General features: G+C 69.4%; 17 protein-coding genes. 7 read left to right on the forward strand and 10 right to left on the reverse strand.

What is annotated here, in order from left to right:
- Positions 1-143: 143 nt before the first annotated feature.
- Positions 144-1,247 (reverse strand): RICIN domain-containing protein, encoded by a 1,104-nt coding sequence (locus tag A6A06_RS10575; protein WP_073760960.1) that lies wholly within the window; start codon positions 1,245-1,247, stop codon positions 144-146.
- 205 nt (positions 1,248-1,452) lie between these two features.
- Between A6A06_RS10575 and A6A06_RS10580 the strand changes: the two genes are divergently transcribed.
- Positions 1,453-2,547: a Mu transposase domain-containing protein gene (locus A6A06_RS10580; protein WP_242440668.1), complete on the forward strand. Its 1,095-nt coding sequence runs from the start codon at positions 1,453-1,455 to the stop codon at positions 2,545-2,547.
- Here A6A06_RS10580 and A6A06_RS10585 read toward each other — a convergent pair.
- On the reverse strand, positions 2,513-2,722 hold the full coding sequence (locus A6A06_RS10585; RefSeq protein ID WP_079193933.1) for an ISAzo13-like element transposase-related protein: 210 nt from the start codon (positions 2,720-2,722) through the stop codon (positions 2,513-2,515). The two genes, A6A06_RS10580 and A6A06_RS10585, sit on opposite strands and share 35 nt — an antisense overlap.
- A 256-nt stretch (positions 2,723-2,978) precedes the next feature.
- Entirely contained in the window at positions 2,979-3,422 is a 444-nt protein-coding gene (locus tag A6A06_RS10590) for a MarR family winged helix-turn-helix transcriptional regulator (RefSeq protein WP_073760961.1), read from the reverse strand.
- 189 nt (positions 3,423-3,611) lie between these two features.
- Here A6A06_RS10590 and A6A06_RS10595 point away from each other — a divergent pair, with 189 nt between their 5' ends.
- Complete coding sequence (locus A6A06_RS10595; protein WP_073760962.1) at positions 3,612-4,850, forward strand: MFS transporter; 1,239 nt, start codon at positions 3,612-3,614, stop codon at positions 4,848-4,850.
- Positions 4,851-4,988: 138 nt separating this feature from the next.
- Here A6A06_RS10595 and A6A06_RS10600 read toward each other — a convergent pair whose 3' ends face one another.
- The 5 genes from A6A06_RS10600 to A6A06_RS10620 form a co-directional block, all read right to left on the reverse strand.
- The gene (locus A6A06_RS10600) at positions 4,989-6,377 is read right to left on the reverse strand and encodes a phenylacetate--CoA ligase family protein (protein WP_073760963.1); all 1,389 of its coding nucleotides are present in this window, start codon (positions 6,375-6,377) and stop codon (positions 4,989-4,991) included.
- Positions 6,374-7,030, reverse strand: coding sequence for a TetR/AcrR family transcriptional regulator (locus tag A6A06_RS43490; protein ID WP_199930803.1), 657 nt, complete (start codon positions 7,028-7,030; stop codon positions 6,374-6,376). The genes A6A06_RS10600 and A6A06_RS43490 overlap by 4 nt, the downstream gene beginning before the upstream one ends.
- 136 nt (positions 7,031-7,166) lie before the next feature.
- Complete coding sequence (locus A6A06_RS10610) at positions 7,167-7,802, reverse strand: GNAT family N-acetyltransferase (protein ID WP_073760964.1); 636 nt, start codon at positions 7,800-7,802, stop codon at positions 7,167-7,169.
- Positions 7,803-7,993: 191 nt separating this feature from the next.
- A complete protein-coding gene (locus tag A6A06_RS10615; protein WP_242440669.1) occupies positions 7,994-8,785 on the reverse strand; it encodes a hypothetical protein in 792 nt (263 codons plus the stop codon).
- Positions 8,786-9,116: 331 nt separating this feature from the next.
- The gene (locus tag A6A06_RS10620) at positions 9,117-10,397 is read right to left on the reverse strand and encodes a glycosyltransferase family 4 protein (protein WP_073760965.1); all 1,281 of its coding nucleotides are present in this window, start codon (positions 10,395-10,397) and stop codon (positions 9,117-9,119) included.
- A gap of 291 nt (positions 10,398-10,688) precedes the next feature.
- On the opposite strand from A6A06_RS10620, the gene A6A06_RS10625 reads away from it, so the two are divergent.
- The 3 genes from A6A06_RS10625 to A6A06_RS10635 are packed head-to-tail and all read left to right on the forward strand — an operon-like array spanning position 10,689 to position 14,549.
- Positions 10,689-11,381, forward strand: a complete 693-nt coding sequence (locus A6A06_RS10625; protein WP_073760966.1) for a response regulator transcription factor — start codon at positions 10,689-10,691, stop codon at positions 11,379-11,381.
- Positions 11,374-13,002: a sensor histidine kinase gene (locus A6A06_RS43495; RefSeq protein ID WP_199930804.1), complete on the forward strand. Its 1,629-nt coding sequence runs from the start codon at positions 11,374-11,376 to the stop codon at positions 13,000-13,002. The genes A6A06_RS10625 and A6A06_RS43495 overlap by 8 nt, the downstream gene beginning before the upstream one ends.
- On the forward strand, positions 12,999-14,549 hold the full coding sequence (locus tag A6A06_RS10635) for a glycosyltransferase family 39 protein (protein WP_073760968.1): 1,551 nt from the start codon (positions 12,999-13,001) through the stop codon (positions 14,547-14,549). Before A6A06_RS43495 ends, A6A06_RS10635 begins: the two co-directional genes overlap by 4 nt.
- 25 nt (positions 14,550-14,574) lie before the next feature.
- Here the strand turns inward: A6A06_RS10635 and A6A06_RS10640 are convergent, their stop codons facing one another.
- Positions 14,575-15,492 carry an AraC family transcriptional regulator gene (locus A6A06_RS10640; protein WP_073760969.1) on the reverse strand — a complete coding sequence of 306 codons (918 nt, stop codon included), beginning with the start codon at positions 15,490-15,492 and terminating at the stop codon, positions 14,575-14,577.
- A gap of 141 nt (positions 15,493-15,633) precedes the next feature.
- On the opposite strand from A6A06_RS10640, the gene A6A06_RS10645 reads away from it, so the two are divergent.
- Positions 15,634-16,458, forward strand: a complete 825-nt coding sequence (locus tag A6A06_RS10645) for an alpha/beta fold hydrolase (protein WP_073760970.1) — start codon at positions 15,634-15,636, stop codon at positions 16,456-16,458.
- A gap of 160 nt (positions 16,459-16,618) precedes the next feature.
- Here the strand turns inward: A6A06_RS10645 and A6A06_RS10650 are convergent, their stop codons facing one another.
- Positions 16,619-17,482: a poly-gamma-glutamate hydrolase family protein gene (locus A6A06_RS10650; RefSeq protein ID WP_242440670.1), complete on the reverse strand. Its 864-nt coding sequence runs from the start codon at positions 17,480-17,482 to the stop codon at positions 16,619-16,621.
- A gap of 363 nt (positions 17,483-17,845) precedes the next feature.
- On the opposite strand from A6A06_RS10650, the gene A6A06_RS10655 reads away from it, so the two are divergent.
- Complete coding sequence (locus A6A06_RS10655) at positions 17,846-18,424, forward strand: helix-turn-helix transcriptional regulator (RefSeq protein ID WP_199930805.1); 579 nt, start codon at positions 17,846-17,848, stop codon at positions 18,422-18,424.
- Positions 18,425-18,457 lie beyond the last annotated feature (33 nt).

Below are 18,457 nucleotides of genomic sequence, written 5' to 3' on the forward strand. Positions count from 1 at the left end.
CTGCCATTGAAATGGACAGGGCGCAGCCGGAATCATCGCTTCTGAGATTTCATGACGGACACGCCCAGGCCGTGGCCGGTGACGATTCCCATACGGCCGGGCGCATGGTGCCCCTCGGGGGTTTGCCGGGTGGCGGGTCAGTGTCAGTCGGTGGCCCAGGTGACGTCGCGTGCGTCGATGAAGTAGCGGCCGCCGTCGAAGGAAAGGAATACCTTGGGGGCGGTGTCCTTGTCGGCGATCCAGCTCTTGTTCCAGGCGTCGACGGTGCCGGCCCCGTCGCGCTTGGCGTAGTAATGGCCCTCGCGACGTTCGGGCTGGTTGTAGAAGGGGTGGCCGTTGTCGTAGCGGTGGTTGGTCCGCAGCAGTTGCTCGCTGCCTCCGACGGGCAGGAATAGGGGGGTGCGGAAATTGGTGCGGGCGACGACCTTGGGCTCGGCGTAGTGCACATCGACCTCGTCGGCGTCGACGTAAAAGGCCGGATCGCCGGTGAGCCGGTGGAAGGTCTTGCGGACCCGGCCCGGGGCTTCGAACCCTTCGGTGTAAGCGGCCAGGCCGCTCTCCTGCTCCTGCCGGTACCAGGCGGGGCGGGAGAATTCGTCGAACGCGAAGGACTCCAGGATCGTCCCGGCGGGCAGGGTGCGGCCTGCAACCTGGAGAAGGTAGGGCTCATCGACGGACTCGATCACCCGCGACCGCCGCTCGTACAGCCGTGCCGTCACCCGTACCCGCCCGGTACCCGGCGTCAGACCGGCTGCCCGGCCGCTCTGCGAGGCCGATTCGGTCACGTCGGCGACGGTGGGCGCCCAGGCCGTGCAGATCCGGTCCTGGGCGCCGCTGGTGATCTCCAGCACCACCGGCCGACCGCCCGCAGCGGGAGAGCCGAGGCCGAGCACGCAGCCCGACAGGTCGTTGACGGCCATCAGGCGCCCGTTCTCACGCTGGGCGAACGCCCGCCACGCCTGACGCCAGTACGAGGTGTCGGCGCCACTGTCGGAGAACTTCGGGCGCAGCGTCACCGCCGCCCCGGCACGGGCCTCCTGCGCCGTCAGGTACAGGCCGGTGGCTGCGTGCCGAAGCCGCGCGTGGACGGCCCGGAAGCGCTCCGCCACCCACTCCTGCCGCCCGCCCCCGTCTTCCGGGGCAAGCACCACCGCGCCGTCCTCCGCCGCCACGGCAGGCCGCGCCACCATCCCCGGATCACCGTGCAGACGTAAGACGAACGTTTCGGTGGGCCAGTCGACCAGCATCTCAACACCCCTTCGTCAGGCAGGCGACGACGTGTCGCCACAGGTTCGCCCCAGCGCCGTCCGCGCACCGGAGCACGCAAAATCGCACCGCTCCAGCAGCCGATTCGCAAGACCGCAAACCCCACCCCGGCAACCCGTTGCGCCACGCCGGGTGCTGAGGCTGGCTTTGTTCGTGAGTAGTGAGAGCACGTGTTGCTCAGACGACATGCTCCGGGCTGATCTGGAAGCGCCGCGCAAGCAGCCGCACACGGTGAAGCGCATCTTCGAGCGGCTCCTGGACGAACACGGCGCCGTCGACACCTCCTATCCGATGGTCCGCGCCTACGTCACTGTCCGCCGACCTGAGATCCGCGTCGGGGCTGGCCGGTGGCCGGTTGAGGCCTTCGTCCCGCAGACGCACACCCACCTGCCCGGGGCACAGGCCGAGGTCGACTTCGGGGACGTGACCGTGCGGCTCGGCGGCGAGTTGGTGGTCTGCTACCTGTTCGCGTTCCGCCTGCCCTGCTCCGGGAAGGCGGTCCACCGGATTTTCACCTCCTCCGGGCAGGAGGCGTTCTTCGAGGGCCACGTCCACGCTCTCAACACGCTAGGCGGGGTGCCGACCGGGAAAGTCCGCTACGACAGCCTTAGGGCCACGGTCTCCCAAGTCCTGGGCTTCTCCCGGCAGCGCGTGGAAGCCGAACGCTGGGTTGTGTTCCGCTCCCACTACGGTCTGAACGCCCTCTACCGCCAGCCCGGCATCCGCGGCGCCCACGAGAAAGGCGGCGTGGAAGGCCAGATCGGCTGGTTCCGCCGCAACCACCCCGTTCCCGTCCCCGACGTCACCACGATCGCCAAGCTCAACGAGATGATCGATCAGTGGGACCTGCAGGACGAGGTCCGCCGGATCCGGTCCCGGCCACGGACCGTGGGCCAGTGCTTCGCCGCCGAGCAACCGCTGCTCGCGGTGCTGCCGGACGAACCGTTCGAGACGGGCTGGCTGTTCACCCCGCGGGTCGACCGCTACAGCCAGATCTGCGTCCGCACCAACCGCTACTCGGTCCCGGTCCGGCTGATCGGCCGCACGGTCCGCGCGAAGCTGCACGCCTCCGAGCTGGTCGTCTACAACAGCCGCGAGGAAGTCGCCCGCCACGAGCGGCTGATCGAGAAGTCCGGCACCCGCCCGGAACTGGACCACTACCTCGAAGCCCTCATTCGCAAGCCCGGTGCCCTCCCCGGCGCCACCGCACTCGATCAGGCCCGAGCTGGGGCGGAACGGTGCAGTTTCACCCCCCGTGGAAGCGGTCGGGACGGATCGTGAGGGCGGCTATGTGCTGTTCGCTGATCTCGATTCCGGTGAGGTAGCTGCCGGTGTCCAGGCGGACGGTCACCGGCAATTCCGTGCAGGTGATGGTCGCCGAGATCAGGTTCAGGGCAGTCTCGTAGCTGGTCAGCGGGTGGGCACGCCAGTTGAGGGAGAGGGTCCGGAGGGGCAGCCGGTCGCCAAGGAGGCGGCGAGTGCGGTGGCCGCTGCGAGGCCGGCCAGGCGCTGTGCGCGAAGGCGGCCCCGGCGGACTGTCACTGTCATGGTCACGGCCGGGTCACCCGTTGCGGCGGTGTCGGCGTACCACGACCAGGCTTACCAGGTCGGCCGCACCGAGAGCGGCGACGCCGACGCCCAGAGCAATGGCGGTGTCGTTCGTACTGTCGGCGCCTTGGGCCCTACCGGTGTTGACGGACCGGGTGTCTGGCTCAGGCCGGGTCCTCCAGGGCTTCGATGAGGAGATGAGACAGACGGCGGAACTCCTCGGTGTCGGCCCTGCCGAACTTCTCCAGTACCGGAGCCAGTCGGGCCTCGATCTGGAGGAAGGTCTCATCCATCACCTTGTGCCCCTTGGCCGTGAGATGGTTGTCCATCATCCGGCCCCGGGCCGGAGAGCGCTCCACCAGTCCCTCCTCCTGCAGGGTCCGGACGAGACGGCTGACGGCCTGCGGCGTGTGGACCGCGGCGCGCGCGAGCTCCGAGGCGGAGGCGCCGGGTGTCCGCTTCAGCTCCCGCAGCACCGTCCACTGTCCGAGGGTGAGTCCCAGAGGGTGGATGACCTGCTCGATCCGGTCGGCGAAGTGGTGCCGAATGATCCTGGACAGTGCACCGATTTCGATCCCCTGGGGCAGCGGGTCGCCCGAGTTCTTCATGTTTGACATGCTACCCGTCGCGTTCTACGTTGAACTGAAGTTCAATATGGAACCCTGATTCTATATCGGTCGGCTGCTCGCTGGAGCGATCGAGGTCTCCGTTTCAGGCCGGGGCACAGGTCCTGGGCCGGCCGATCCGTGGAGTCGACTCGGCTTCCGCCCCTCCACACGTCCGTACGGAGATGGATCATGCCCGTGCCCACAGCCGCCCGTGCCACACCGGAGTCAAACGCGCGACAGCAGGCTCTGCCCGGCCGGCTGGTCGTACTCCTGGCCACTTCCTGCGGGCTGACCGTCGCCAACCTCTACTACGCCCAGCCGCTCCTGGAGATGCTGCGCCGGGCCTTCCAGCTCCAGGACTCGACCGCCGGCCTGCTGATCACCCTGACCCAGCTCGGCTACGCCGCCGGCATGGTGTTCCTGGTCCCCCTCGGCGACCGCATCGAGAACTCCCGTCTGGTCTCCGTCCTGCTCACCGTCACGGCCCTGGCCATGGCTGCCGGCGGCCTCGCCCCCACCTTCACCGTCCTGCTCATCGCCGCGCTCGTCGCGGGGGCCACCTCCGTCGTCGCACAAATCCTCGTCCCCTACGCCGCCGACCTCGCCCCCGATCACCTGCGCGGCGCCATGGTGGGCAAGGTCATGAGCGGACTGCTCGCCGGGATCCTGCTCTCCCGCACCGTCGGCAGCCTGCTCGCGGACGTCGCAGGCTGGCGCACCGTCTACCTGGTCTCCGCCGCCCTGATGGCGATCCTGGCCCTCGTTCTGCGCCGCGCGCTGCCCCACCGGGCCCCTACCAGCACCGATTCCTACACCGCGCTGCTGCGCTCCACGGCCCGCCTGATCCGCGTGCACCCGCAGCTGCGCCGCCGGTCCCTCTACCACGCCTGCATGTTCGCCGCCTTCAGTGCGTTCTGGACGACCATCTCCTACGTCCTGACCACCGCGCCGTACCGCTACTCCCAGCTCCAGGTCGGCCTGTTCGCCCTCGTCGGCGCCGCCGGCGCGCTCGTCGCCCCTCTCGCGGGCCGCCTCGCCGACCGAGGGCTCGCCCACCGGCTCACCCCCGTGACCTGCCTGCTCGCCTCCGCCACCCTCATCTGGGCCGGCCTGGCCGCCCACCAGATCCTCGTCCTCGCCGCCGCCGCAGTCCTCCTGGACTGCGCCGTGCAGTGCTCCCTGATCTTCGGACAGCACGCCATCTACCAACTCGACGCAGACGCCCGCGCCCGGATCACCAGCGTCTACATCGCCACCTTCTTCATCGGCGGCGCCATCGGCGCCCAACTCGGCACCCTCGCCTACCACGTGGGTAACTGGCATACGGTCACCCTCGCCGCGGCAGCCTTCCCCGTCATCGCCGCGCTCGCCTGGACCACCGACCGCACCCACACCAGCAGGAAGCGCCGGGCAACAGGCACCATATGAAGCCTGCTCCGCCGGCCCTCGGCCTTCGAGTCCTTGGCGCGGTTGGCGAGCCGTGGAGACAGGGCCGAGGTGACCGTGATGGGTACGGCGACGACTGTGTCCGCGGCGAAAAGAGTCTCGGCCGCGTACCGCTGCTGCTCAGAGGCGGGTGTCCGACGGGTCGAAGGGGATGACGGTTCGGTACTTGCCGCCCGCCGCCTGGCGGGGTGGTTCCTCGGCGCGCTGGATCGTGACGTGGTCGAGTTCGTTGTCGGCGAGGAGGTGGGTCAGCTCCAGGTGGGCGGTCTGCCACACGCGGTCCGGGTCGGCGCCGGCGGCCGGCAGGAGACGTACGCGCAGTGTCGAGGGGGCGGTCTGCTCGACCTGGAACAGCTCGACTCCAGGGGTGCGGTCGAAGAGGGTGCCGAAGGCCAGGGGGGCGAGCTGCACGGGGTCGGCGCTGCGGGTGGGGAAGGTGAGGATGTCGCCTGAGCGCCCTTGCACACGGATTGCGGGGAGCGGGTTGCCGCACGGGCACGGGTCGGGCCGGAGCATGACGCTGTCGCCGAGGTCGTAGCGCAGGAACGGCTGCACGCGGTTGGCGAGGTTGCTGATCAGCACGGTGTGCGAGAACTGGCCGGGCGGGGTGGGGCGGTGGTCGGCGTCGACCGGTTCGAGTACGGCCCAGTCGCTGTTGACGTGGTACCAGCCGTGGGCGCAGCTGTGGCTGAGGTAGGTGCACTCGGTGGCGCTGTACATCGCGCGGACCGTGGTGCGGAAGGCGCGGGCGATCCGGTCGGTGTCGTCCGTGGTCATCGTCTCGCCGGCCGGCTGGACGAGCACCGGGTTGATGCGCAGGCGGCCGGCTTCCTGCTCGGCGGTGAGCAGCATGATCGTGCTGGCGTATCCGATGATGAAGGCGGGGCGGTAGTCGTTGAGTTCGGCCACCAGCTGCGGCATCGGTGTGTGCACCGGGAGTGCCCGGAGCAGTTTGCTGCGCCATCCGCCCGCCAGGAGCGTGCGGGAGTACGCGGCGAAACCGACGTAGTGCCCGCCGGTGGCCACGAGTTGGGCGAAGCGACCGCCCTGGGCGGCTGCCCGGAGGAGGCCGGCGGGGCCCAGCCACGAGGCGAGCGCGCGGGAGGTGAGTGCGGCGCCCACGTCCATGTACCGGTCGTCGAGGACGAAGAGGCCGCGTCGGCCGCTGGTGCCCGAGGTGGTGGCCACCATGTGCTTGCCGAGGAACCGCTGTCCGATCCGGTCGGAATCGTCGGTGAAGGCGCGGACCTTCTCGTAGGTGATGGCGCGGTCGGTGGCCCAGTCGTCGAAGTGCCCCATCAGTGTCTTCTTGTCGGTGACCGGCAGCAGGGTCGGGTCCTCCACCCGTTCGGGCAGGCCGTGGTAGAGGGCGCGGTAGTACGGGGAGGCGGTCCGGGCATGGGTGACCATGTCGGCCAACCGCTCGCGCTGCCGCCGCGTGACGGCGGGCATGCCCTCCTTGCGGGCCTTGCGGGCGTCCCGTCCGAGCCACGCTGCGTTCTCGGTCATCGTGCCGTGCTCCTTCGGGGTACGGGGGTGGTGTGCAGCCCGACCTGTTCCAGGACGGCGAGGAAGTAGGTTTTGACCTCCTGCGCGCCGGTGGTGTCGGGGTGTGCGGCGAGGTGTTGCAGGGCCGCACCGCTGAGCATGTGCTGAAGGATTTCCGGGTCGCTGTGCGGGGGGAGCTGCCCGGCTGCGCGGGCCCGCTCCAGGGTGGTGCGCACCGCGAGGCCGCGGTGGCTGCCGTGGGCCTTGTGGTAGGCGTGCAGCAGTTCGGGGAGGTCGTCGACCGTGCCGTAGAGGCGGCGGATCAGCCTGCGTGCGCGGGGCGTTCCGAGGTGCTCGGCCCAGGCCGTGACCATGCTGTCGATGTCCGGCCAGTCCATCGAGCCGGGATCCACGTCCCGGTATTCCCATTCGACCGCGCTCACCAGCAGGTCGGTCAGGGTCGGGAAGCGCCGGTACACGGTGGCGCGGGTGACTCCGGCGCGGCGCGCCACCTGCTCGATGCTGGCCCAGCCGACGCCCCGCTCGATGAGCAGTTCGAGCGCGGCCGCGAGGATTGCCTCGTCCGCCTCCCGACTGCGCGGCCGGCCGGGCGATTTCAGGGATGGACCCGGGGCTGGGGTGGGATGGCTCTCGGGGTCTTCATCAATCTTCACACCAATACAATACAGCTCTGCTCTGTATTGTATTGGTGTGAAGCGGCTCACTCCCGCTCCGGCATCGTGGCCGGTCGGTACGCCGGAGACTCAGCGTTCCGGGTTGGCGGCCCTCGTGCGGCTGACGCTTCGGGCTTCAGGGTCGGTAGACGCACTCCGCCAGGGGCGCGTGCTTCTTCCAGCCCAGCGTCTCGTACAGTGCGTGCCCGGCGTCGGTCGCTCCGAGGACGCCGAGGTTGGCGCCCTCGTCCAGGGCCCGGTCGGCGAGCGTACGCATCACGAACTGCCCCAGCCCGCACCGTCGGTGGGCTCGCTCCGTCACCACCCGGTCCGCGACCGCGGCCTCGCCGAGCAACGCCATCTGCCCCTTGGCCGCCTGCACGCCCGCCACGTCCAGCACTCGGACACAGATGACGGATCCGCGGGTCTCCACGGTCGCGGTGTACCCCGCGGGCTCGACCGGGTTCGTGGCCATGAGGTCGGTTGCCATCAGGTGCCCGGTCTCCTCGTAGGCCACCGTCCAGCCCGGGAGCAGCCAGGGCTCGATCTCTTCCGGTTCCGCGGGCATCTTCAGCCAGGTCCGCGGCACGGTCACCGAGGCAGCCGCGCTGCGGACCAGCGTCTCGTCGACCTCGGGCAGGACATGGCGGCCCACTTCGTCGGAGTTGTCGCCCACCGCGACGTAAAGCCCCCAGGGCTTCTCGACGGGCGGCGGCGTCCGCCGCGATATGGCCCAGCCCGCCACCCAGGTCCTGACCGTGTCCAAAACCATCGAGCCCTCTCACTCCGTCAGCCGTAGCAGCGATGCGTAGTAGGTAGATGCGCGCATGGGGAGCCGTAATGGGCGCATGCTGAGCGTGCATGTTACGTCGCCATGGGGCGTTCAGCATCCCGGTTTCGGTGCAGAGCCCGGCTACTGAAGAGATGCGGTGCGGCGGCTCCGGGGCGACGCCATGGGTGTCGTCACACCGCGAGGGCAGGTGCCGGCCGTCGGTGTCGGTAGAGCAGCCAAGCCGTGCACGCGACGACCGGTACGGCGAGGGAGGGAACGATCCACCACGGGGCGCCGAGCAGCAGGGCAGGGAAACCCACAGCAAGGCACGTGATCGTCATGGCGATGAGCAGCGGTCTGCCGTACGGGCGCCAGCCGTAGATCTCGCGACTACGGGGCCGGACCAGCCGCACCGAACCGGAGCCGAGCATCAGCGCCGCCAAGAGACCCGCGAAGGTGCCGAGGGCCGCTGTCATCTGCGGTTCGTCGCGGGGTTCGTCGGAGGACTGCTGCCGTACGCCCTCTCTGCTGAGCGCCATGACGTTGCCGCGCCAGACGGTGCCGGTGACCTGGTCCCCCGGCCGGAGCAGTTCCAGCAGCGGGCCGGAATCGCCGAAGGACAGGACACCGTTCCCGACCGGCGCGCCGGACAGGGTCGCCTTGAAGCGGGAGTTCCGTCCGCCGTGCACCTCCGTGGCGTCGACGGTGAAACGGACCTCGCGCAGGCAGTCCTCCCACTGGCGTGCCGTCGTGTGGGCGGGGCACGGCGCGGCCGCCACGTGGTCCTGGTATCGCCTGACGTCGGTGGGCAGCCACACCGAGAACGTGAAGTAGCAGGCCACGGCCGGGAGGAGAGCCAGCATGATCAGGCAGGCGCCCCGGAGCCGCGTCCGGATCAGGGAGCGCGGGGCAGCCTGCCCGGTGTCCGGGGGCGGCAGCGGCCCGTTCGGCTGGTGGGTCGTATCCGCCCTCGTCGCTGTCATTTCCGTTCTCCTTGCCGGTCCGGAAAAGTGCGCCTCTTGCGCAGCGCTCCCGGTCCTTTCGCCACGGTTTCATCGTGCGGGAGGCGGCGAAAAGGGGCGCTACCGGAAACCGGGGTGGTCTTTGCCTTCCGTACTCCGGCAAGGTCAAGGGAACATCGTGGAGGGGGATTTGCTCTCTGGGATGAGGTCTGGTTCGGCTGGCGGGGAGTGTGGTGGCTGAATTCGTTCGCGTACGCGGACCGGGCTACCGGGAGAGGGCGGAGTCCGAAGCCGCGCAGGGCAGGCGGGTGCGGTACCGATTTCGACGGTTCCGTGTCCGGGCTTGGCGTGCTCAGGGAGCACCGAGCTTGCTCGCCACAGCACGCGTCATGGAGCGCACAGCGTGCGCCGTATCGATGGCGCGGGTGCGTGCCTGGAAGCCGGCCTTCCGTCGGAAGCCGACCGAACGGCGGCCGGGTCCGCGCCGGAGCAGGTCCTGATAGAGGTCCTGATGCCGCTCGGCTATGAGCGAGGGGTCGAAGCGGGCCGAGTTCTTCAGCGCCGCCTCGCCCATGCGTCGGCGCAGACGGTCGTCGCCGACAAGTTCGAGCAGCGCCGCGGCCATGCCGCCGACGTGACCGGTCGGCACCAGATAGCCGTCCACACCGTCCTCGATGATCTCACGGGGTCCGACGGGGCAGTCCGTGGAGACTACGGGCAGACCGCACCGCATCGCCTCGACGATGGTCATGCCGAACGACTCGCGATCAGAAGCCGAGGCGGCGATCGAACCTTTTATCCATTCCGGTTCGAGTGGGTCGACCTTTCCCATGAGATGCACCTTGCGACTCAGGTCGAGTTCACCGATCAGACTGGTGAGGGATTCTCTCTCATTGCCCGTGGTGTCACCTTCGCCGAAGATCCGAAGGTGCCAGTCCGGGTGCGCTTCGGCCACTTCGGCGAACGCCTTGATCAGGATCTCGTACCGCTTGAGCGGGATCAGCCGTCCCGCTGCGACGATGACCTTTCCGCTGCCATCGGCGGGCTCGCCGGAAACCCGGGGAACACTGTTCGGTATCGCCTCCACCCGTACTCCGGGCAGATGGAGCTGCCGATACGATCGGGCGTCGGACTCGGACACCGTGGTGATGGCGTCCAGCAACTGATAGCGATGACGTATCTCATGCCGCAGCCGGAAACCATGCCCCGAGAACGTCAGATGCTCCTGCCCCACGCGGATGCCGACCGCGCGTGCCTGGCGGGCGATGTGCGTGTTGAGGCCAGGCCGGGTCCCGACGATCACGTCGGCCTCCGACCGCGACAGGTAGGAGCCGATACGGGAATCCGTGAGACGGCTGTACTGCCTGTGCCGTCCGTCCGCGCGGGGGAAAATTCCGGCGGGTTCCGCATGACGGGGGTCATCGCCCTCGAAATCGGCAGACGCGGCACGCAGATCCACCAGATGCGTCAGACGCACCTTCGCCGGTACATCCATGACCGGGACATCGCGATGCCGGAAAACCGAGGCGATCTCCACATCATGCTGCTCGGCCAGAACCGAAGCGAGGTTGTACGTGGCCCGAATCGTGCCGCCGATGCCGTAGGCATTGTGAATGAGAAAGACCATGTGCATGGGCCGTCTGACCTTCAGAAACGTCGTGAGTTCGCATCAGCCGACCGGCGTGTCACCGACTGGGCGGCATCACCGGTCCGGCCGACTTCCCTCCCGCTGCGGCATGACCGGCGGAACGGCACCGGCACGCATAACGGGACTTCCCGGCACGGCGCCGGATGGGCTGGACGACCGCATTCTGCGCACACCGACCCGAAGAAAAACTGAAGATCCGACGTCGGCGTCCGGCCCTGTCGGGAGCCTGAAGTTTTCTTAAGAAACCCGGACGAATGGTGTGACACGCTTAATGGCGTGCACCGCATTCTGCTCGTCGAAGACGATCCCCAGGTCGGCCCCGCCATTCGGCGGGGCCTGACCGCCGAGGGTTACTCCGTGGACGTCGCCACCGACGGCGTCACCGGCCTGGCATTCGCGCTCGCCGGGGACCACGACATCATCGTCCTGGACGTCATGCTGCCCCGCCTCCACGGCTACGGCGTGTGCGGCCGGCTGCGGGCCGCCGGCGTCACCACACCCGTACTGATGCTGACCGCGAAGGACGGCGAGCACGATGAGGCCGAGGGGCTGGACACCGGAGCCGACGACTATCTCACCAAGCCGTTTTCGTACGTCGTCCTCCTCTCCCGGCTGCGGGCCCTCCTGCGCCGCGGCGGCCGCACCGGCACCTCCCCCGTGCTGAGCCACGGGGATGTGTGGGTCGACCTGGCCACCCGCCGGGCCGGACGCGGTGCCACGGCCGTCCACCTCACCGGCAAACAGTTCGGCGTACTCGCCGCGCTGATCCGCGCCGAGGGCCGGGTGCTGTCGAAGGGCGAGATCCTCGACGAGGTGTGGGACCCGGCCTTCCGCGGCGACGCCTCGATCGTCGAGGTCTATGTCTCCGCTCTCCGCCGCAAGATCGACACCCCTTATGGGACACGCTCGATCGAGACCGTCCGCGGCTACGGTTACCGCCTCGCCCCCATCGGGAGCACCGGTGACTGAGCGCGCCGTTCCTCCGGGGCGCCCGGACCGTACGGCGGCGCATCGGCCGCGGGCCGGGGTGCTGCGGCGGGTACCGACCGAGGCACGGGCCGCGCTTCTCGCGGGGCTTGCCGCCTGCGTCGTCTTCACGGCCGGCGCATGGTGGCTGCGGGGCCATGTCCACGACGAGACCCTCGAACAGACCGCTCGCCTCGCCGCGGTCCAAGCCCGTACCACCGCGGCAACGGAGGCGACCACGGACCGGAGTCACGTCTTCGAGCAGGGCTTCTGGCCCAAGGTCGAGATCGACGACAGTGGCCGTATCCACCCTGCCCTCGGCATCGCCGTCGCCCTGGACGGTCTCGATGAACTACTGCCGCCCGCCCCGCCCGACGCCGGACCCAACTGGACCCGTACCGTCGCCATCAGCGCCGAGCGGACCCGCGGTCTCGCGCAGAGGTGGCGCGCCCAGCTGGAGCCCGCCCTCCCCCAGGGCGACGATCCCGCCGACGCGACCGTTCGGGCGCAGGCCCGCCAGCGCGTCGAACGCCTGCTCCACCGTGACCTCACCGCCGTCGCCGCCCGCTACACCCTCCCCGACCAGCGCTGCACCGACCCCGCCGACGCGCCCGGAAGATGCCGACGCACCGTCTACCACCTGGTCCCGCCCGACGACGCTGACGCCGCCGTCGCCACCCTCGATGCGCCCCTGAAGGCCGGCGTCCCCGCTGCCGCACTGATCGTGGCGGCCACCGCCTGGATCACCACCCGCCGGTCCCTGAAACCCGTCGAGGCCGTACGCGCCCAGGTGGCGGACATCACCGACACCACCGACCTGCACCGACGGGTCCCGGTCCCTGTCGCCCGCGACCGGATCCGCGCGCTGGCCGAGACGACGAACACCACCTTGAACCACCTCGAAGAAGCCTCCGAACGGCAACGCCGATTCGTCGCCGACGCCTCCCACGAACTCCGCTCCCCCCTCACGGCCCTGCACACGCAACTTGAGGTCGCCCTCGCCCACCCCGAACACCTCACCGACGCCGTCCACGACGCGCTCAAGGCCACCGACCGGCTCCGCCGCATCACCGACGACCTCCTCTACCTCGCCCGCCCCGACTCGACCGAGCCCCGGGACGTCGTCGACCTGGCCGAGATCGCCCATGAACTCGCCCACGAGTACGGCCACCACGGTCGCCCGGTCGTCCTCGGCCCCTTCCCCGAGGAAGCGCCCGCAAGAGGTGACGCCCTCCAACTCCACCGACTCCTGCGCAACCTCCTCGACAACGCGCACCGACACGCCACCGACCGCGTCACGCTCACCGTCTCCCCCTACGAACACGGGTGGGACATCTCCGTACACAACGACGGCGCCCCGCTCGCTCCCCAAGACCTGGAACGAGTCTTCGAACGCTTCACCCGCCTCGACGAGGCCCGCGCCCGCGACACCAGCGGCATCGACGGCAGCGGCGACGCCGACAGCGCCAGCGATGCCCGCGGCAGCGGCGGCAGCGGTCTGGGCCTGGCCATCGCCCGCGACATCGCCCACCGCCACCACGGCACCCTCACCGCCCACACCCACCACCCCCGCCCCGGCACCACCTTCACCCTCCACCTCCCGGCGACGAAAGCATCACCGTGACAGCCACCTCGCCCCACCCCGCCATGGCTGTCATGCCCGGCGCGTCCGTCGTCCGTGCGCTGGGGGTGCGCGTGGCCGGGTGGGTGCCACCGTTCGTCGCACTCGCTCTGGGCATATGGGGGAACTGGAACCCCTCCGCGTGGACCGACGAGATCGTCACCATTGATGTGGCGCGGCGGTCCTGGCCGCAGATGAGGGAGTTGCTGGGGCAGGTCGACGCCGTACACGGCCTCCATTACGTGCTGATGCACCTGGTCGGGCAGGCGAACGGGGGGCTCAACGAGTTCACGGCGCGGGTGCCCTCCGCGGTGGCGGTGGCCGTCGCGGCAGCCGGTCTGGGGTGGCTGGGGCGGCTGCTCGGCGGTCCGCGTCTCGGGCTGTACGCGGGGCTGCTGCTCGCCGTTCTGCCGACCGCGTCGCGGTACGCGCAGGAGGCCCGCTCGTTCGCCTTCGTCATGGCGGTGGCGGTGCTGGCCACGGGCGTCCTGGTGAAGATCTTGTCCGGCCGTTCGCGGGGGCGGTGGCTGGTCGCCTATGCCGTACTGATAGCCCTGCTGGGCTGGTTCAACCTGCTGGGACTGATGCTGCTGGCCGCCCACGCCGTCACCGTGGCCCTCCTGCGCCCCGGCCGCCGCGTCGTCGTACGTCTCCTGCCGAGCCTGGCTGCGGGCCTCGCCGCCGTCGCCCCGCTGCTGATACTCGCCTCCGCCCAGAGCTCCGCCGTCGGCGAAGCCGCACCGGTCACCGCCGGAACACCGTTCAACTACTTCACCTGGCTCCTCACTCCCGGCCAGGGCACCCTCCCCACAGCACTGAAACTCCTGCTCACCCTCACTGCCCTCGCCGCCCTGACCCTCCTCGTGGTGCGCCGCCGCAAGGCCCCGCCCCTGGCCCTCGCGGTCGGCGTGCCCTGGCTGGTCGTGCCTCCGTGGCTCCTCATGGCCGTCTCCCTCGGCCACCCCCTCTTCGCCTACCGCTACCTGCTGTTCTGTCTGCCGGCTCTGGCCCTGCTGCTCGCGCTGGCCGCCACCGTCGTCCCCCCGTACCAGCAGCTGCTGCTCGTGCTCCTGACGGCCGTTCCCATCGCCGCGTCCCACCTGTCCATCCGCCAGGAGGACAGCCGCCCATGGGACACCCGCGCCGTGATCAGAACCCTGCGCATCCACGACGCCCCCGGCGACGCCGTCCTCTTCAGCGGCGCGCGGTGCGGCCTGATCGCCACCGCCTTCAAGGAGGCCTTCACGGGCCGCCCCGACCTGGGTACGGCCCAGACGGCCGCCACACTCGGCGCCCTGGACAACCTGCCCACCGACCCAGCTCGCCTACAACAACGCCTGGCCCACGCGCCCCGCGTATGGCACATCACCTGCAACCATCTCTCCTCCGGCGCCCGCCAAGCCGCCACCCGCACTGCGGCATCCCAGGAACAGGCCCTCACCCGCGCCGGCTTCGCCCCTGCCTTCCACCACAGCGCCCATGGCGTGGACATCACCCTCGAACAACGAGCCACCATCGGGCGACGGCCTGCCGACGAGTCCGCACGCTGAACCCGGAACGGGCACGTATGGCGCTCTAGCGAGGTTGAAGGTCGGCGGCCCACGTGGTGGGGGCGAGGCCGGTCTGCCGTCGGAAGAAGGTGGTGAAGTTGCCGGTGTCGCGGAATCCGAGGCGGCGTGCGCAACTGCCGACCGGCAGGCCGGTGTGGGCGAGCAGCCGTTTCGCTTCGAGCAGGATGCGCTGGTCGAGGAAGGCCTTGGCTCCGATTCCGGTGACGGCACGCGTAGCACGGGTGAGTGTGCGTGTGTCGTAACCGATCTCCTGTGCGTAGTCGGCGACTTGATGCCACTCGACGAAGTGCTCCTCGACCGCGGTGCGGTAGGCATGGAAGATTTCGAGCGACCGGTTCCCGGTTGAGGTTGCAGTTGTGGTTCCGGTTCCGGTTGCGGTTGCGTGGGGCGGTGGTGCGGATGTGTCGGGAAGGACGCGCAGGACCAGTGCCGCCAGCAGGTGGGACAGCAGTGCGGACGATGCCAGGCGCGGCGATTGCGCTGCCGTGCGGTGCTCGCGGTCGAGATGTTCGGCGGCCAGCACGGCCAGGGGAAAGGATTCGGACGACAAGCGCCGGCAGACAGTCGAGACGGCGCCCGCGACGCCCACGGTTTCCAGACCGGGATCGGGCAGAAAGCCCGGCTGGAACAGGATCAGGAACCCGTCGAGACGATCCACGTCGCTCCACCGGTGCACCACACCGGGCCTGATCCACACGACGCTGCCTTCGTGCAACTGGTGGTGCCGGAAGTCCGCTTCATGAGCACCGCTTCCTTCGGTGATCAGAGCGAGGACGTGGAAGTCCGGGCGTTGCAGTTGGGCACGGCGTCGCTCGGTGTCCGTCTTGCGCAGCCTGGCAAAGCTGAGGACCTCCACCCCGTAGGCGGCGCCGACAGCAGGGAGGTAGCGCAGCTGCCGGACGACAGTGTGTCCGTTTTCCACAACAGGTCAGTCTCTTGTCGACAGGGGGAGCGTGTCTCGCCGCGTAGCGTCATTCACGTACGAAATGCACGGTGATGCCGCGGCGGGGCGAGTGTCTCACGGGGGTGACCACCTGCCACGGCAGTGAGGAGAGGCGCGAAGATGTCGAATAGCACAAAGACTGTGACCCTGGCGGGAGGCTGCCTGGAGGCGTATGTCGGGGGCCGGGGCAGCGGGCCCACGTTGGTGTTCACGCACTACTGGGGTGGCTCAGCGGGCACGTGGGACGAGGTTGTCCGTCGCCTGCCGTCGGAGCAGGCGACGGTCCGCTTCGACCAGCGTGGGTGGGGCACGTCGCGTGAGCTTCCGGGGCCGTACGCCCTCGGCCAACTCGCCGACGACCTCCTCCGGGTGATCGAGGAGTGCGTCGCAGGACCTTTCGTTCTCGTCGGTCACTCGATGGGCGGCAAGGTCAGCCAACTGGTGGCGGCCCGCCGTCCTGCCGGGCTGGCCGGGATGGTGCTGATCGCACCCGCTCCCGCGCTGCCGGCCGCGGTCGTCACAGAGGAGTACCGGCAGGGCTTGTCGCACGCCTACGACTCGGCCGGGACCGTAGGAAACGCCCTCGATCACGTTCTGACGGCTGTCGCCCTGTCGCCGCGGGTACGTGACGCAGTCATACGGGACAGCCTCGCCGCCCCGGCCGACGCCCGTACGGAGTGGCCGCTGCGCGGGATCGCGCAGGACATCACCGAGCAAGCCCAGCTCATCGACACCCCGGTGACCGTGCTGGCGGGAGAACGCGACAAGGTCGAGCCGCCCGAAGTGCTTCGCGAGTGCCTGCTGCCCTACGTTCCGCACGCGACCATGACCAGCGTCCCCGGCGCCGGGCACCTGCTGCCTCTGGAGGCACCCCAAGCGGTCGCCGACGCCATAGGCGGCTTTCTGGCGTCCCTCCGCGGTCGAGAGGAGACGGTGGATCGGTAGGGCGCTCTTCGGGCGCGCTCCCCTCCGTTCAATGAGCGCGGTGCCGGACAGTGCCCACGCCCCGCCGCGAGGCTGCGGCCGGTGGAGAGGGAATGGGGACCATCCGGCCGGCCGTAGCGGCTCGCGCGAGGGCTTACAGGGCTTACAGGGCTTACAGGGCTTACAGGATCTTCTGGCCCGCTTCCAGGCGCTGGAGGGCGGCGCGGGTGGCGTCGACGAAGTCCCGGAACACCTGCGTCTGATCCTTCTTGCGCCCGTCAGGGGTGTTGACCTGGAACATCGACTCACGCAGAGGCGTGGTGATTTCCAGCTGGGCGCCCTTGCCGAGCATCGTGCGGTTGACGATGTTGTCCGGGGCGGTACCGGAAAGGTCGGAGATGCCGGTGGCGTCCTGGGCTCGTATACCCACCGCCTTGAACTCGGCGAGCAGGTACGAGCGCAGCGTGGCGTTGAGGCCGCCGACGAGGACGGCCGGGGTGCCGCTCGGCAGGTCGGCCTGCTCGGGCTTGCAGCCGTGCAGGCTCAGGGCGTTCAGACTTGAGGCGCACAGCGAGCGGGCGACGTGGTCGTCGCAGTTGGTGGAGGTGACGTGGAGGTAGCCGTTGTCCTTCTTACGGACGCCTTCGAACATCCAGTAGTCGTAGACCGGGCCCTGGGGCGAGGTGGGCGCGAGGCTCTCGGGGTCGTACCCGGCGATGGCGAGGCACAGCTCGGAGGTGCCGATCTCGATGCCGCCACCGTGCAGGGCAAGGATCACCGACTTGGCGAAGCCGTGGCGCTCGGTGCGGTCGTCGTCGAACATCGCGTGGCGGCGGTAGCGGCGGGCGTAGTCCGTGCCCTCGACGACCGAGGGGTCCGCGTACAGGGCGGTATTGGTCAGAAAGTTGTCTTTCTTCGCGGCGGCCGTCGCGGCGTATGCGTCCTGCGCCGCGAGCCCGGCGAGAAAGGGCGCCGCGGCGGTGGCCGTCGCGGCGGTCAGCAGGGTGCGTCTACTGGGAGCGGGCATGGCAGACATGGCGGGCATGGTGGGTCCTTTCCCCGTTGAATTGCATTGAAGGATACAGATACGACATACGAGCCCCGGCTCATGCTGTGACCTCGGCTCCGACGGGTCGCATGCTGGGCCGATCGCCGGGCGGCGCGGCGAAGTTGTCACAGCCGGAGTCGGCCTCCAAACCTTCAGCGGTTCTACGTCCAGGAGTTCGGGCTACCGCGCAGGCGCCCGACAGAAACCGGACCACGATGACGGGTGAGCGCTGCAGTTGGACCAGCACTGCGCCTGAGCCCGACGCCCCACCCACGACGACCTGAGCCCGACGCCCCACCCACGACGACGTGGCCGTTCCGGACGCTTGTGGGCGAGAACTACTCTTGCGAGAATAGTCTCGTGTCATCGATTCGCATCTTCATCCTCGGCGCACTGTCCGGACGTGGCCCCATGCACGGCCACCAGCTACGACACCTGTCCGAGGAGGAGCACCTGGACCAGTGGACCGACATCACGATCGGCGGGCTCTACGGGGCCATCAAGCGCCTCGCGGCAGAGGGGCTGATCGAGGAGGCGCGGCGAGAGCAGGTGGGCTCGTACCCGGAGCGCAAGGTCTGGCGGATCACCGATGCCGGCTCGCAGGTCCTGTCAACGCTGCGGCTGAGCGGGCTCAGCGAGATCGCTCATCATCCCGACCCTTTCGACCTCGTCCTCACACGCCTGGACCCGGACCATCTCGATCATCTGCCGGCCATCATCGAGGCCCGGATCACGTCACTGAAGGCGACGCTGACCGAGTACGAGGCACGTGCCGAGGCAATCGCCCGCTACCTGTCCTTGGCGGAGTCACTCGCCATGCAGCACCGGGCAGTCCGGCTGCGAGCAGAAATCGCCTGGCACGAGCAACTCAACGCACAGCTCCCCGAGTTGATCGACGATGAGAAAGCTCGGAGCCGCCGACGCGGCTCAACGGAGTGAAGCACCGGTTGACAACCGAGACCTAGGACGAGG

Source organism: Streptomyces sp. CB02923, assembly GCF_001905005.1.
In the GTDB taxonomy this organism is placed as follows: domain Bacteria; phylum Actinomycetota; class Actinomycetes; order Streptomycetales; family Streptomycetaceae; genus Streptomyces.

Excerpts from the sequence above, each read along its gene's own strand:
- A6A06_RS10650 (WP_242440670.1), bottom strand. The coding sequence starts at position 17,482 with ATGCCCGCCATGTCTGCCATGCCCGCTCCCAGTAGACGCACCCTGCTG.
- A6A06_RS10575 (WP_073760960.1), bottom strand. The coding sequence starts at position 1,247 with ATGCTGGTCGACTGGCCCACCGAAACGTTCGTCTTACGTCTGCACGGT.
- A6A06_RS10610 (WP_073760964.1), bottom strand. The coding sequence starts at position 7,802 with ATGGTTTTGGACACGGTCAGGACCTGGGTGGCGGGCTGGGCCATATCG.
- A6A06_RS10590 (WP_073760961.1), bottom strand. The coding sequence starts at position 3,422 with ATGAAGAACTCGGGCGACCCGCTGCCCCAGGGGATCGAAATCGGTGCA.
- A6A06_RS10600 (WP_073760963.1), bottom strand. The coding sequence starts at position 6,377 with ATGACCGAGAACGCAGCGTGGCTCGGACGGGACGCCCGCAAGGCCCGC.
- A6A06_RS10595 (WP_073760962.1), top strand. The coding sequence starts at position 3,612 with ATGCCCGTGCCCACAGCCGCCCGTGCCACACCGGAGTCAAACGCGCGA.
- A6A06_RS10615 (WP_242440669.1), bottom strand. The coding sequence starts at position 8,785 with ATGACAGCGACGAGGGCGGATACGACCCACCAGCCGAACGGGCCGCTG.
- A6A06_RS10580 (WP_242440668.1), top strand. The coding sequence starts at position 1,453 with ATGCTCCGGGCTGATCTGGAAGCGCCGCGCAAGCAGCCGCACACGGTG.
- A6A06_RS10645 (WP_073760970.1), top strand. The coding sequence starts at position 15,634 with ATGTCGAATAGCACAAAGACTGTGACCCTGGCGGGAGGCTGCCTGGAG.
- A6A06_RS10620 (WP_073760965.1), bottom strand. The coding sequence starts at position 10,397 with ATGCACATGGTCTTTCTCATTCACAATGCCTACGGCATCGGCGGCACG.